Raw genomic sequence first — 14,012 nt, 5'->3', positions numbered from 1 at the left:
AGGATCAATTCATGGGCACCACTTATAAACTAGCGTTTGCTATGGCTCTAGCATTGCCTCTTGCGGGCTGCTTTGACTCACCAGAAACCGCTGAAGAAACCAGCAGCACAGCCGCGGGCAAAAGCTCCCAAATTCGGGTTGCAATGATGCAGCCTCCGCGCACAGGGCTGTCACCCTTGTCAGATGATGCGTTTAAGCTGTCTCGTTGGAGCACTGCCGAGACTTTAGTCAACCTCTCCCCGGAATCGGAAGCACTGCCAATGCTGGCGACAGCCTGGGAACAAGTAGAGCCCTTGGTCTGGCACTTCACCATTCGTGAAGGCGTAAGCTTCCACAATGGCGCACCATTAACAGCAAAAGATGTGGTGAACTCACTGCAAGCAGCCATTGATGCCGCTCCTAAGCCTCGCATTTTAGATGGCATCGACCTTGAAGTCAGAGCATTAGGTGACTATCAAGTGGAAGTCAAAACCCAATTCGTTGACCCCCTATTACCAAGTCGTTTGTCCAGTCCGCAACTGGCGATCTTGGCTCCCAGCGCCTATCAGGAAGACGGCCGAGTAGTACCAATCAGTGCCGGTACGGGTCCCTTTGAACTGCTAGAAATCAATGGCACCACAAGCGCCAAATTAGAGCGAAACGACAATTACTGGGGTGAAAAAGCCAAAATTGAAACCATTCTTGCTGAATACGTACCAGATGGTTTTGCCCGAGCAGCGGCTTTAAAAACAGGGACAGCAGACGTGGTAGAAGCCGTGCCCGTGGCTCAAATCGCCACCATAGATCCAGCATTGCTAACAGAAGTAGCCATGCCCCGTACCAACACCCTATACCTAAACAGCCAATCTGGCGTATTTGATGACATTAAGATGCGCAAAACCGCTGCGGCAGCCATTGATCGTGAGCAGATCGTGAATACCGTTTACGAAGGCCATGCGGACATTGCAGAGGGTTTATTAGGACCTGCCCTCGCCTGGGCTGCGCCTATCCGACCTGAGCGTCCTCAACTGACAGAGGGCTTAAAAGCGAATGGAGAATCCATTGTCATTGGCACCTTCACCGACCGAGCCGAGTTACCCGAAGTGGCAGCACTCCTCAAGCAACAGCTGGAAGCCGTTGGGTTTGCCGTAGAGTTGGATATTCGTGAGTACGCACAAATCGAAAATGATGCCCTTGCAGGTAAGTTTGATGCCTTTATCTTGTCCCGCGCCACGGTATTGGATTCAGGGGATCCAGTTGCTTATATGATGAGTGACTTCAGCTGTGCTGGCTCGTTTAACATTGGTCAGTATTGCTCAGAACAAGTAGACCAAGCTCTAAAACACGCGGACCTACAACCGCTTGGTGCGCCACGTAATCAAGCCATTATTGCAGCGGAACAAGCGATTTTGAATGACTATGCAGCCATCCCTATGCTGCATGAGCGAGTGATCCAAGGGGAAACTAGCCGTGTTTCCAACGTGGTACGTGACCCAAGTGAACGTCGTTTGATTAACCAATTTACGGAAATTAATTAACCGATGCGTTCTGTAGAAGCCCTATTTCCAGCCATGTCTGCGCTAACCCCTTGGCTATCTCGCATCGCAGCACTTGTGATTGTGGTGATTATCCTAGGTCTCATGCCAGATATCGCGGGCATTGACCCCAGCCAGACCATTTTGCGTGCTCGGGCAGGTCAATCACAACTGATGACACCTGAAGCCTTGGCAGCGGTGCGAGCAGATCTCCAGCTGGATCGCACTGCCAGCGAGCGTTTATGGGACTGGGCCAGCCATGCATTACAGGGAGATCTTGGGCGATCCTGGATCGATAACTCCCCTGTGGCAGAAGGGCTTCTACACGCTATGTCCACTTCTTTGCTGTTAATGTCTAGCACCCTAGCGCTTACCTTTGTGCTATGTGGTTTGGCCGTTTTGCAGCGTATGTTGGTGTGGCGCAAGGGATCTAACACCGCTAACCATAACAGTCTAAGCACTGTACTCATTTCATTACCTGAGTACGTGGTCGCAACCGTCTTAATACTGGTCTTTGCGGTGTGGTTCGGCTGGTTTCCGCCCTACGGATGGCAGGGCTTGGAAAACATCTGGCTGCCAAGCCTTGCCCTTGCCCTACCGGCTACAGGTCTCTTCAGTCGATTACTTGGGGACAGTTTAAGACGCGTCCTCAAAGAGCCTTGGGTCATTACCTGGCTAAGCGCCAACGTCGCGCCAAGCTTGATCATTCGAGGGGCACTTAAGAAAGCCATCAGCAGTTTGATCCCACAAATCACCATGATCATTATCGGCCTCACCGGAGGGGCCGTGGCAGTAGAGCAGATCTTTTCGATCCCAGGGGTGGGTCGTCTGATTTTAGGGGCGACCAAGGCTCAGGATTTGCCTATGCTCCAAGGGGGCTTGCTCATTCTGCTAACGATTTCTATTGCTATCAGTTGTACCGGACTTTTCATTCAGCAACTTATTTTGGGAAAAAGCTTAAAAGCAGGAAAGCTTATCAGCAGCCCTTCCAGCTTTCGCTTCACCCAAAGTAAAATCAAGCGCAACACAGGAATAGGAATACTCGTTTGCCTGATTGGAATCGTGATCTGGTCAACGTTTCGTGACCCTTACCTGTCCCAGTTTTCGCGTTTGGCCGCACCTAGCCTAGCAGCGCCCATTGGTGGCGACGGACTCGGTCGCGATTTATTAGCCCGTTTAGGGGCTGGTATGATCTCGACCTTCCAGGCGGGGATCTTAGCAACAGCACTAAGTTTGCTTGTGGGGCTAGTAATGGGCTTTTTCGCACGCTATACCCAAGGCTTTATTGAAGTCACTAAAGCCATTCCCTATATCATTGCCGGTCTATTGATCGCTGGACTCTTTGGCATGACCCCTTATAGTGCTTTGATCGCCATTGTATTGGTCTCTTGGGCGCCACTAGCAGCCCATTGTTCTAGCTTAATCATGGAAGCCAAAGCGCAACCCTATACACACCTAGCCCCAGTTTGGGGGGCCAGCCAATGGAGAGTCTTACGCCATTACCTATTGCCATACATACTACCGCCCTTACTGCGCCATGCATTGCTGCGTTTGCCTGTCACGACCCTGAGCTTGACGGCATTAAGCTTTATCGGACTAGGCGCTAAGCCACCCGCGCCTGAATGGGGGCTTATGATTGCCGAAAACTTACCTTACATTGAACGGGCTCCCCAAGGCGTACTTAGCCCTATCTTTGGTCTGGTTCTCTTTGGTGTCGCTATCAATCTGCTATTCGATGATTAACCAAAAATAAAGCCCACTCTGGGCTTTATTTCGTCTCTCCTAAGAAAAGTACCTCTTCAGAAAAGCACCTCCTCAGAAAGCACCTTCACAGTTTTTGAACACTTAATATTTAAGCCATACCACTTACGCAAACAATAACCATTATCATTTTCGTTAGTATTTCTTTATACTGACATCTTCTTAACATTTGCATTTAATTTAAAGAGATCAATCGCCATGAAGGATAATTGCTTTTCCCTTTCAATAATTGCGGCCGCTGTACTTGTGTCTAATTATGTTAATGCGGCTTCCGAAGGGGCTTCCACACAACTTCAACCGATCACTGTTGAAGCCGAACAAACCACTGAACAAACAAATCTAGGCAGTTCTCAAAAGGAAATTGAGGCAAGTCAGATCGATGCTCAGCTCGCTCGAGACCTTGATGACCTATTGCGCTACGAGCCTGGGGTAGACGCCTCCCAAGACTCACGTTTTGGCATCAGTGGTGTGACGATCCGAGGCCTTGATGGTAACCGCGTTAAGATCAGTGTCGATGGCGTAGATCAAGCGGATGGTTACGCTCCAACAAGCACTTATTTACGCACTGGGCGCAATACCCTCGACATTGATGCCCTTCAGGCAGTACAGATCGAAAAAGGTGGCAACGTCACTGCAGGTAGCGGTGCCTTTGGTGGCTCAGTCCGTTATGAGACCAAAGATCCGGACAACTATTTAAATCCTGAAGGCAATGACACCTATGGGGCCTTCAAACTCGGTTATAAAAGCGCTTCAAATGAGCTGAGTAAAACCGTTACGGCTGCCAACCGCACTGGCAAATTAGAGTCTTTATTGGTGTACACCAGAAGGGATGGCAATGAAGGGGAAAACTACTACGGTGATGCTGGGTCTGATCAAACCACGGGTGCCACACGACAGTCAGTGGATCCGAGTGAACAAGACAGCGATAACATCTTAGTAAAAAGCATTTACAACATTAATCCAGCCAACCGGATTGGTGTTGTCGCAGAACATTACCACCAAAGCTTCAACGCCGACCTTTACTCAGAGAGCTCAGACAGCGCAATGCGCCGTGCCGATGACGACAGAGAACGTCAGCGCTTCGGGATTTTCCAAGACTATGAACAAGCCACTCCAATAAGCGACAAACTCACTTGGCAATTGGATTATCAGGTCACTAAAACCACCAACCGTACCGATATCGAGACCACATCGTTACGAGAAGTGGATCGATACTACGAAGAAAAGGCACTTTCGTTATCCACAGACTTAGTTAAGAACATCGGTAATCACCGCCTCGGCTACGGCTTTAACCTAGCCAATAAATCTCTTGATAATCTAAGTGAAGATACCAGTAACTCTACCTCTCGTTTTTCTCCGAAAGCGGACGTTAACATGGCAGGCATCTACCTAGAGGACACCTGGAAGATCACAGACCGACTCACGTTAGTGCCTGGAGCGAGATACGACAGTTACGGTTATTCAACCGATGGGGACGATTTATCCGACGATTATGCCGACAGTAATACTGAAAAACTCACAGGACAACTGGCAGCAGAGTTCGCGCTGACGGAACGAACCAGCTTATTTGGGAAGTATGGAACAGGCTTTAGAGCGCCCAAATTGGACGAATTGTATTACTACTACAACAGTGGTCGTGGCTACGCCATCATCCCTAACCCAGACCTTAAACCAGAAGAAAGCACCTTCACAGAGCTAGGTATCCGAGTGGAAGGTCAAGCAGGTAGCGCTGAAGTGGTTGCCTTCTATAACGATTACACTAATTTCATCGAGAGTAATTACTCCCTTGGTGCCACCGCAAGCAATCCTTGGGGCGAATACACCACCGCCAACTTAAGCGATGTAGTGATCAAAGGGGTAGAAGCCAAAGGCCATCTAAATCTAGATAGCACCTTAGGCCAAGGGTGGTCTGCCATGGGCGCCATGGCCTACGCTGAAGGTGAAGACAAGGAAAATAACGAGCCTCTCGCCTCTATTGCGCCATTTAGCCTTGTGGCTGGCTTGGGTTACGATGCGCCTTCAGAAGTCTGGGGTGGCCAACTTAACCTCACTTGGGTAGCAAAGAAAAGCAGCTCAGACTTAGCAGAATCAGATCAATGGCTAGAGACATCAAGTTATTCTCTGGTTGACCTAACGGCCTATGTGAAGCCTTTAGAGAATGTCACCATTAACGCCGGCATTTTTAACGCCTTTGATGAAAAATATGTGGTCTGGAATGACGTGCGAAATCTATCAGATACCAGCACCAATCTTAATCGCTATACCCGCGCCGGACGCAATTTCGGTATCGATGTGACGGTTTCTTTCTAAGTTCCTGCAAAACCTTTCTGCTCGTCGCCTCAGGTGGCGAGCGGATCCTCCTTCTCTCCCCGCCTGTATATCAAAAAATAATTCCAAAGCCATTAATGGTAATAATTATCATTTACTTAAATAAATAAAATGTTATGATATAACACAATTAACAGGAGGTACCCATAATGCGCAACAACATACATCCGGAATACAGAACAGTGGTTTTCCATGACACCAGCGTAGACACGTATTTTTTAATTAAAACCACCCTGCAAACCAACCAAACCATTGAGTGGAAAGACGGTAACACCTACCCGTATCACACCATTGATATCTCATCCGCTTCCCACCCTGTATACACGGGTGAACAGCGCGCTACTCAATTAGAAGGTCGAGTACAAAACTTCAAGCGCCGCTTTGGCTCTCGACAATTAAAAGGATCTCGATAATGCAGGTATTAGCTTCGTTAAAAACAGCCAAAAAACGCCATCCTGATTGCCAAGTGGTAAAGCGACGTGGTCGTCTATTTGTCATTTGTAAATCTAACCCTAGATTCAAAGCAGTACAGGGACGTGGCGGCAAAAAGTCTTAAACCCCATAAAAAAAGGACGTTTCAGCAACCGCTGCTACGTCCTTTTCCAACCCAATATCTGTCCTGTAAGAAGCTAAATACTCCCCTCACCTAACTGGTAGCGCTCTATTTTTTTGATTAATCCTTGTCGCGATAGCCCCAAAAGTTTGGCCGCTTGAGTCTTATTCTGTTCGGTTTTCTCTAACGCGGAGCGAATCAAGGTGACTTCTAAGGCCTGTACCTGTTCTTCAAGGGTACGATCCAAAGTGGGTTCATTGATGGCATGTTCATCTGCCACAGGAGACTGGAAACTTTGATCGCCAGCAAAGTTCAGTAGCTCGATTTCCGCCAAGGTGATTTGCCCAGCCACACTGATGGCCGCCACACTCTCCAGTGTGTTTTTCAATTCCCGCACATTCCCAGGCCAAGAGCATTGTCGAAACCACTGCAAGGCCTCATTAGACAGCTGTAAACGCTTTCCTTGCTTTGCTTCCAAGGCCATTAGAAAACTTTGCAACAAGGTAGGAACGTCCTCTAGACGCTCGTTTAAGCCTTGGGTTTCAATCGCCACGCCCTTGATTCGATAATACAGGTCTTCACGAAAGGTTCCCTGTTCCACTAACTTAGTTAGATCTGCATTGGTGGCGGAGATCACTCTTACGTCTATGGTTTCTAACTGGCGTCCCCCCACAGGATAAAAACTGCCCTCTTGCAGCACTCGCAACAGCTTAACTTGCATGGGGGCTGGCATTTCCCCTATTTCATCCAAAAATAAGGTGCCCCCATCGGCCAATTTAAGTAACCCTTGTTTGTCTTTTTCAGCTCCGGTAAATGCCCCTTTCACATGGCCAAACAACTCGCTCTCTAACAATTCCGCCGGAATAGCACCACAATGCACGGATATGAAGGGTGACTTTTTACGAGCACTCAAGTCATGCAATGCTTTAGAAATCACTTCTTTACCTGTTCCCGAAGGCCCAGTAACCAATACCCTTACATCCGTCGGAGCGATCCGTTCAATCAGAGCTCTTATCCGTTGAGCGCTAGGAGAAATACCAAGATAGGACTCTGCGCCTTGCTGTGGAGCACTTTGTTGTAGACGTTCAACTTCCCGCTCCAAACGGGTTTTAGCCAAAGCACGACGCACCACCACCGCTAACATATCAGGGTCAATCGGCTTGGCGATAAAGTCCCATGCCCCTTGAGAAATGGCTTGCAAGGACAACTCTCGCTCTGCATGTCCGGTAATAATAATCACCGGACTGCCATCAAATTCAGGCATGGCTAATAGGGTTTTCTGAGGATCAAAGTATGGAGGTAAGGACAAATCTAGCAGCACAAGATCCGGTGCACCTTGTACCTTTTTTGCTTCAATTGCTTCATGAATCGAACCAACAGTCTTAACCTTAAAACCTTGCTGAGTCAGCCAGCCACCCGCTAATTCACGGAACGCAGGCTCGTCATCCACGAGTAAAATGTAGCCATTATTAGACATGGGAGGTTTCTCCTGACGCTTGCTGTGGGGATTTGGGGAGGCGGCATTCAAAGGTGACTGGCCAACCTAGGTCTTCTCGATGACTAATGATCCCATGGTGGGCATCCATGATGCGACGTACTATCGCCAGCCCTAAGCCACTACCACCGGGACGTTTACTCACGAAAGGTCGAAATAAATCGTCTTGTTTTATGCTGGCATCCAATGCAGGACCATTATTGTGGATACGGCAGACACAGGCGTCCTGCTCCATATGGGCTTCAATGCACACAGAACCGCCCTCTTGATTACGCACATAGGCCAAAGCGTTATCAATCAAGTTAATAAACACCTGCTGTAACCGATGGATATCCCCTTGAACCTCTAGCTCTGGTGGGATTTGCACCGTGATAAGTACCGACTCCATATTCAAGACACTTAGCACATTTGTTACCAAGGATTTAATGGCGACCGACTGATATTGCAGGGTCAACTTGCCAGAATACACCAGCATGTCACTGACAAGGCGATCGGCTCGAGTAAGCTGCTCTTGAATGTGACGCTTAGTCTCTGGTGGCGAGTTATATGACGCCATAGAAATAATATTCAGTGGATTACGTAATTCGTGGGCCATGGCTGCAGACAAACTGCCCAACTCAACTAAATGCTGCTCGTCTAAGCGCTTACGTTCTGCTTCCGCTAGGGCTAAAGAGCGTTCTAAAGCGGCACACTTAGTCGCAAAAATAGAACTGAACACCTCTAAGGTGAGACGCATACCGGGACTCAGGTCTTCCGTTTGGCTTGGCTGCACATACCAGCCATTAGCCGTCTTTTCGACTGACAAGTAGAGGGGTTCTGAAGCGTCTGAATCTTGCATATAGATACCGACTGGCTGACGCAAATGGTGAGCTAACAATTGCCCCCCTTGGTTCAATAAGTCGGACCAAGATTCCGCTTTGTTTAACTCAAGGTTCCAGCTCTCTAGAACACTTTCGTTCAAGACCGCACCAGGAAACACCAAACGCTCAGTCACACGACGCAACCAGGGATAAACCGTGGCCGCAACCAGCAACACCACCAAGGAATATAGCCACAGTTGCCAAACAGGCACAGTGGTCAGCGCCTGCAAACCAAATCGGCCAGACAAAGTGCCAAATACAGCGATCACACACAAGATCACCAACATCATGGCAAGGGCAAGCAAGGCACGGTTAGCAAATCGGTTCACATCTAGGATCTGATAACGCACTACCCCATAAACCAACAACAGCAGGTAGCTTGGGAGTAATAACATGGGGTAAGGGAAAACATTGATACCAAACGAAGGAAACACAAAGCTGGTCGCAAGCAGCAACCCCCAAGCCGCCACCCCAAACATAGCCAAAATCGAGCGTTTTTTATTCCCCGTATGCTGGCGCCACCCCAGCAACAAAACCCCATGTCCCAGTACACCAATGAAAATGGTGTAGCCTAGGTTGACCGCCCCTAATTCATTAAAGACAAAGAAAGGGCGACCGCCCATCAAGGCCACCGTATCACCGGCTCCGCCCCAAATACTTAAGAGTACGATCAAGACACTGGTGGCATAAATCCATCCCATATTACGGGCGATAATGGACAGCCAAGGCCGCCATGCGGCCCCTTCATTGACGAACAAAATAGCGAAATGCAGGAAAAAAGTAGGCATCAGTGGATTCGCCAGCAGTAACACCATGCCTAGGGTTTGTAAGTTATGAAACAGAGCTAAATGTCCAAAACACCAAAGGGCCATCATCACAGCAAAACCCGCCAGCGCTTTTAGATCTCCTTGCTTTCGCCCGCGCCAGACCAACCACGCCCCCACCAAAACACCACAAACACTGGTGACCCAGATGGCTATCTCAAACGCAATAAATAACGTCAAAACGTAAACCTCGTTTACACCACAATTCGTCCAACAATCGTAAACTTAGTTTACACCCCGATCAAATATTATTTAAAAACCAATAAAATCAAACACTTAAATTTTATTATTTTCTGGCACATGGGTTGCTATAGGTCAATCAAAGTGACCTATATCAAAAAACCTTAGAGGGACACCCTATGCTAGTCAGCCATTTTTTAATCGATGCCGCCGTATTGTTCAGCATCATTGCCTTAGCCATCACGCCATTGGCATTTCGCCGCTGGCTAGGAGCCATCAAGGTGCGTAACGGATAGACCGAGGCCAGTAATAAGCAATCGTTCAATCATTTTCAGGGGACATGCCCCTATAACGTTTTATACGGATACCCTTATGGAACTCGATACAGCCCTGCTCTCCCGAATGCAATTTGCGTTTACGGTGAGCTTCCATATTATTTTTCCCAGCATCACCATTGGCTTAGCGACCTTGATCGCCATCTGGGAAGGTCTATGGCTCAAAACCCATAACCCAAGATACTTACAACTGGCTAAGTTCTGGATAAAACCTTTTGCCATCACCTTCGGTATGGGCGTGGTGTCAGGCATTGTTTTGTCCTATGAATTCGGCACCAACTTCTCTAAATTCTCCGATATTGTCGGACCAGTGCTCGGCCCTTTAATGGCCTATGAAGTATTAACCGCTTTCTTTCTGGAAGCTGGCTTTTTAGGCGTCATGTTATTTGGCTGGCAGCGCGTAGGCCGTAAGGTACATTTTTTCTCAACCGTGATCGTTGCCATTGGTACTTGGATTTCTGCGTTTTGGATCATTGTGGCGAACTCTTGGATGCAGACCCCTCAGGGCTACACCATTGTGGATGGGCAGTTCCACGTGGCGGATTGGTTTGAGGTGATTTTTAATCCCTCCATGCCCTATCGCTTCACCCACATGCTGTTGGCGTCCTTTATCACAGCGACCTTTGTTGTGGCCGGTGTCTGTGCCTATTATCTACGCAAAAAACAACATGTGGATTTCGCCAAAAAAGGTCTGTCTATGACCATGTGGATCGCGCTGGTGTTAACCCCACTACAAGCTTTTATCGGTGATCAACATGGTTTAGCCGTCAAAGAGTACCAACCCACTAAGCTTGCAGCGATGGAAGGTATTTGGCCTGCACAAGAAGAAAATGTGCCCCTGCTGCTATTTGCCATGCCAAACATGGAAACCGAGTCTAACGACTACGAAGTGGGTATTCCTCACCTTGGCAGCTTGATCCTTACCCATTCTATGGACGGTGCAGTACAAGGCTTAAAGGCCGTGCCCCCAGAAGACCGACCTAATGTGCCCATGGTGTTTTGGTCCTTTCGAGTCATGGTTGGCCTAGGAGTAGGCATGATTGGCTTAGCGGTGCTTGCGCTTTGGTTACGTAAGCGTGGCACCCTGTTCCAAAACAAGTTCTTTTTAACGTCCTTAATGCTCTTTACTCCGTCTGGGGTGATATCGGTCCTCGCGGGCTGGTATGTGGTGGAAATTGGCCGCCAACCTTGGCTGGTCTATAACCTGGTACGCACCAGTGAAGTGGTTTCCCCTCTGCCCGCGGAGCGGGTGCTCTTTACCCTCATCGGCTTTGTGGTGATCTACAGTTTACTGTTTGGGGTTTATCTCTACTTTATGCGTAAGTTGATTAAAAAAGGCCCCCCATCTATGGCCAACCTTGAGCAACAATTAGTCGGCATGAAAGCCCCTGGCTACGCCCTTGCTTGGGTCAAAAACCTGAAACATGAAGACGGAGAAAAGTAATGGATCTGATACTGTTTTATTTCTTGCTACTTGGTTTTGCCGTGCTCATGTATGTGCTTCTGGACGGTTTTGACCTAGGGGTGGGGATTCTCTACCCATGGTTTGATCGAGAGGGAGAGCGTGATCATCTGATGCGCTCTATCTCCCACGTCTGGGACGGGAATGAGACTTGGCTGGTGTTTGGTGGCGTAGTGCTGTTTGCCGCCTTTCCTGCAGCCTATGCGGGCATCTTATCTACCTTTTATCTGCCGATCATTTTGATGTTGTTTGCCCTGATCTTCCGCGGTGTTGCATTTGAATACCGCTTTAAGGCACACCGCTCTCGCCCCTACTGGGATCTGGCGTTCAGCGCGGGCTCTGCCACGGCGGCGTTTTGTCAGGGATTGATCTTGGGCTCCATTGTACAAGGGGTCAATGCCGAGCAGATCGCGGACGTGAGCTGGTATTGGCTGTCGCCTTTCGCCATTTTGACCGGTTTTAGTGTGATGGCCGGATACGCTCTACTTGGGTCATGCTACTTGTATATGAAAAGCCGAGATCGCATACAACAGCATGCGGCACATCTGGCCAAGCGCTTGATCGTATTGGTGATGCTCGCCATGGTGACGGTAAGTCTTTGGACGGTGATGTCTTCTGACGACATTCGAGAGCGTTGGTTTAGTGGCATGAACTTTATATACCTGAGCCCACTGCCTATTCTGTCTGCCCTATTTGCTTGGTTTGCATGGCGTGGTTTACACAATACGGATCATGAAGCTCGCCCATTTTGGTTTGCAGCGGCCATCTTCTTATTAGGATTTTCAGGGTTAGTGGTCAGTCTGTTCCCTTACCTGTTACCTAATCAACTCACCATCTGGGATGCGGCATCACCGGATACCAGCCTAAGCTTTTTGCTGGTGGGCATTGTGATCTTTGTGCCTCTGATTCTTGCTTATACCCTTTGGGGCTATCGAGTATTTGCGGGCAAGGTAGAAGATTATCAGGAGGGCTACTAATGAAACCATCAATACGACTGAAGTCATGGCAGTGGTTTGTTTTATTGTATCTGGGTGGACTCATTGGCATAAGCATCTTAGCCTATGGTCTACGTTTACTGATTAACGGGGCGCTATAACCCCTATAGCCAGTCGGCGCTGCCCCTTGGGGGAAATCAGCGCCGATTTGCCGTTGAATCGATATTTGGAACTTCTTCCCATGATTAAGACTTTGATTTTATACGCCTCGATAGATGGTCAAACTAAGAAAATCTGCGAGTATCTCGCAAACCATTTATCAGAGGATCATGACATAACCTTAGGAGATCTTGCCCAAAACAAGGATATTGACCTATCGACATTCGATAAGGTGATTATTGGTGGCAGCGTGCGTTATGGCCGACATCATGAGTCCATGGAGGCGTTTTTGACGCAGCATAAGACCCTGCTCAACACACAAAAAACAGCGCTCTTCAGTGTTAATGCAACGGCTAGAAAAGCAGGAAAGAATACTCCTGAATCCAATGTGTACTTCACAAAACTCATTCAAAAGACGCAAGTAAAGGCCAAACTTGAGGCGGTCTTTGCCGGTAAAATCCACCTTAGTCAGTATGGTTGGTTTGATCGTTTTATGATTAAACTCATCTTCCGTATGGGGGGTGAGGCATTGGGGCCACAGGCCTATGAGTTTACCGATTGGCAGCAGGTGGAGCGCTTTGCCCTTCGTATTCAGCTGTTGTGAGCGTCTAAGAAATAGCGCCTTGTCCAACTTACATCCTCGGATTCGGCGCCATCGAAATTACGAACCAGCGGCCTGCTGACGAAATACTCGTGGCGACAGGCCATAGTATTCCTTGAAACAGTTACTAAAGTGGCTCGAGCTAATAAACCCACTGGACAGGGCCACCTCCATAATATTCTTACGAGAGCAGTAATCACTTGTTCCAATTCCGTTTTTTCTGCGTCATCCAATCCCATTAATGGGGAACGAACGACACCCGCATCATGGCCATCGAAAGTCACGCCATGCTTAACGCTTTGGATGAATTTACCGCCCTGCTCAAGAACACTCATCAATGGCATCATCACTGCCATGATCTTGCGGCCTTTGTTGAAGTCGTTTTCAACAACACATGCTTGATACAGCGCAACGTGCTCTTTTGGTAGGAAGTTAGAGCCAGCACACACCCAACCTTTAGCACCCCAAGCGAAGAACTCCAACGCTTGATCGTCCATGCCACAAGTCACTTGTATGTGTGGGAAATCGTTCATCAACATGTGTAAACGGTTGATATCACCAGAGCTCTCTTTGATACCGCAGATGTTTTTAGCACCTTTAACCAATTCAAAGAATTCTGGTTCCATGTTAACGCCCATACGATCTGGGTAGTTGTAAAGCATCACTGGTAGGCCACCTACGCGATCGATCTCAAGCGCTAGAGTTAGCAGATCTAAAAATTCGTGTATGAGAAGTATTTAAATAAAATGTAATGAGGGATCAGAAACGATCAAAAAAGGTAACGAGAAAAACATGGTGGGCGTGGAGAGGTTCGAACTCCCGACATTCGCCTTGTAAGGGCGACGCTCTCCCAACTGAGCTACACGCCCGCTCATAGTTTTACATCTTGGGAAAGATGGTTCTTTTACCAACTTACTTTAGAAGTAAGTGGCGGAATGGACGGGACTCGAACCCGCGACCCCCTGCGTGACAGGCAGGTATTCTAACCAACTGAACTACCACTCC

11 protein-coding genes and 2 tRNA genes are annotated in these 14,012 nt (G+C 48.3%); 8 read left to right on the top strand and 5 right to left on the bottom strand.

The window, feature by feature from the left end:
• The first annotated feature begins 11 nt into the window (after window positions 1-11).
• The 5 genes from ACFQ45_RS16705 to ykgO all read left to right on the top strand — a co-directional run bounded on the left by ACFQ45_RS16705 (window position 12) and on the right by ykgO (window position 6,159).
• On the top strand, window positions 12-1,517 hold the full coding sequence (locus ACFQ45_RS16705; RefSeq protein WP_377369746.1) for an ABC transporter substrate-binding protein: 1,506 nt from the start codon (window positions 12-14) through the stop codon (window positions 1,515-1,517).
• Between the two features lie 3 nt (window positions 1,518-1,520).
• Window positions 1,521-3,257, top strand: coding sequence for an ABC transporter permease subunit (locus tag ACFQ45_RS16700; protein WP_377369744.1), 1,737 nt, complete (start codon window positions 1,521-1,523; stop codon window positions 3,255-3,257).
• 216 nt (window positions 3,258-3,473) lie between these two features.
• A complete protein-coding gene (locus ACFQ45_RS16695; RefSeq protein ID WP_377369742.1) occupies window positions 3,474-5,585 on the top strand; it encodes a TonB-dependent hemoglobin/transferrin/lactoferrin family receptor in 2,112 nt (703 codons plus the stop codon).
• Between the two features lie 167 nt (window positions 5,586-5,752).
• Window positions 5,753-6,016 (top strand): type B 50S ribosomal protein L31, encoded by a 264-nt coding sequence (locus ACFQ45_RS16690; protein ID WP_377369740.1) that lies wholly within the window; start codon window positions 5,753-5,755, stop codon window positions 6,014-6,016.
• A complete protein-coding gene (ykgO, locus tag ACFQ45_RS16685; protein ID WP_377369738.1) occupies window positions 6,016-6,159 on the top strand; it encodes a type B 50S ribosomal protein L36 in 144 nt (47 codons plus the stop codon). Before ACFQ45_RS16690 ends, ykgO begins: the two co-directional genes overlap by 1 nt.
• 73 nt (window positions 6,160-6,232) lie before the next feature.
• Here ykgO and ACFQ45_RS16680 read toward each other — a convergent pair whose 3' ends face one another.
• Window positions 6,233-7,633, bottom strand: a complete 1,401-nt coding sequence (locus ACFQ45_RS16680) for a sigma-54-dependent transcriptional regulator (protein ID WP_377369736.1) — start codon at window positions 7,631-7,633, stop codon at window positions 6,233-6,235.
• A complete protein-coding gene (locus ACFQ45_RS16675) occupies window positions 7,626-9,515 on the bottom strand; it encodes an ATP-binding protein (protein WP_377369734.1) in 1,890 nt (629 codons plus the stop codon). Before ACFQ45_RS16675 ends, ACFQ45_RS16680 begins: the two co-directional genes overlap by 8 nt.
• 372 nt (window positions 9,516-9,887) lie before the next feature.
• Between ACFQ45_RS16675 and ACFQ45_RS16670 the strand changes: the two genes are divergently transcribed.
• The 3 genes from ACFQ45_RS16670 to hemG all read left to right on the top strand — a co-directional run bounded on the left by ACFQ45_RS16670 (window position 9,888) and on the right by hemG (window position 13,010).
• Window positions 9,888-11,294 (top strand): cytochrome ubiquinol oxidase subunit I, encoded by a 1,407-nt coding sequence (locus ACFQ45_RS16670; RefSeq protein WP_377369732.1) that lies wholly within the window; start codon window positions 9,888-9,890, stop codon window positions 11,292-11,294.
• The gene (gene cydB / locus ACFQ45_RS16665; RefSeq protein ID WP_377369730.1) at window positions 11,294-12,289 is read left to right on the top strand and encodes a cytochrome d ubiquinol oxidase subunit II; all 996 of its coding nucleotides are present in this window, start codon (window positions 11,294-11,296) and stop codon (window positions 12,287-12,289) included. Before ACFQ45_RS16670 ends, cydB begins: the two co-directional genes overlap by 1 nt.
• A gap of 199 nt (window positions 12,290-12,488) precedes the next feature.
• Window positions 12,489-13,010, top strand: coding sequence for a menaquinone-dependent protoporphyrinogen IX dehydrogenase (hemG, locus tag ACFQ45_RS16660; RefSeq protein WP_377369728.1), 522 nt, complete (start codon window positions 12,489-12,491; stop codon window positions 13,008-13,010).
• Here the strand turns inward: hemG and ACFQ45_RS16650 are convergent.
• The 3 genes from ACFQ45_RS16650 to ACFQ45_RS16640 form a co-directional block, all read right to left on the bottom strand.
• Window positions 12,998-13,696, bottom strand: coding sequence for a dihydrodipicolinate synthase family protein (locus ACFQ45_RS16650; protein WP_452600546.1), 699 nt, complete (start codon window positions 13,694-13,696; stop codon window positions 12,998-13,000). The two genes, hemG and ACFQ45_RS16650, sit on opposite strands and share 13 nt — an antisense overlap.
• A gap of 104 nt (window positions 13,697-13,800) precedes the next feature.
• Window positions 13,801-13,876: transfer RNA gene (locus ACFQ45_RS16645), tRNA-Val, on the bottom strand.
• A 59-nt stretch (window positions 13,877-13,935) separates the two neighbouring features.
• A tRNA-Asp gene (locus ACFQ45_RS16640) sits at window positions 13,936-14,012 on the bottom strand.

Source organism: Rhodanobacter aciditrophus (assembly GCF_042679525.1).
In the GTDB taxonomy this organism is placed as follows: Bacteria; Pseudomonadota; Gammaproteobacteria; order Pseudomonadales; family Marinomonadaceae; genus Marinomonas; species Marinomonas aciditrophus.
The sequence above is the reverse complement of the archived record's forward strand: the minus strand, read 5'-3'. Positions and strand labels throughout refer to the sequence as shown.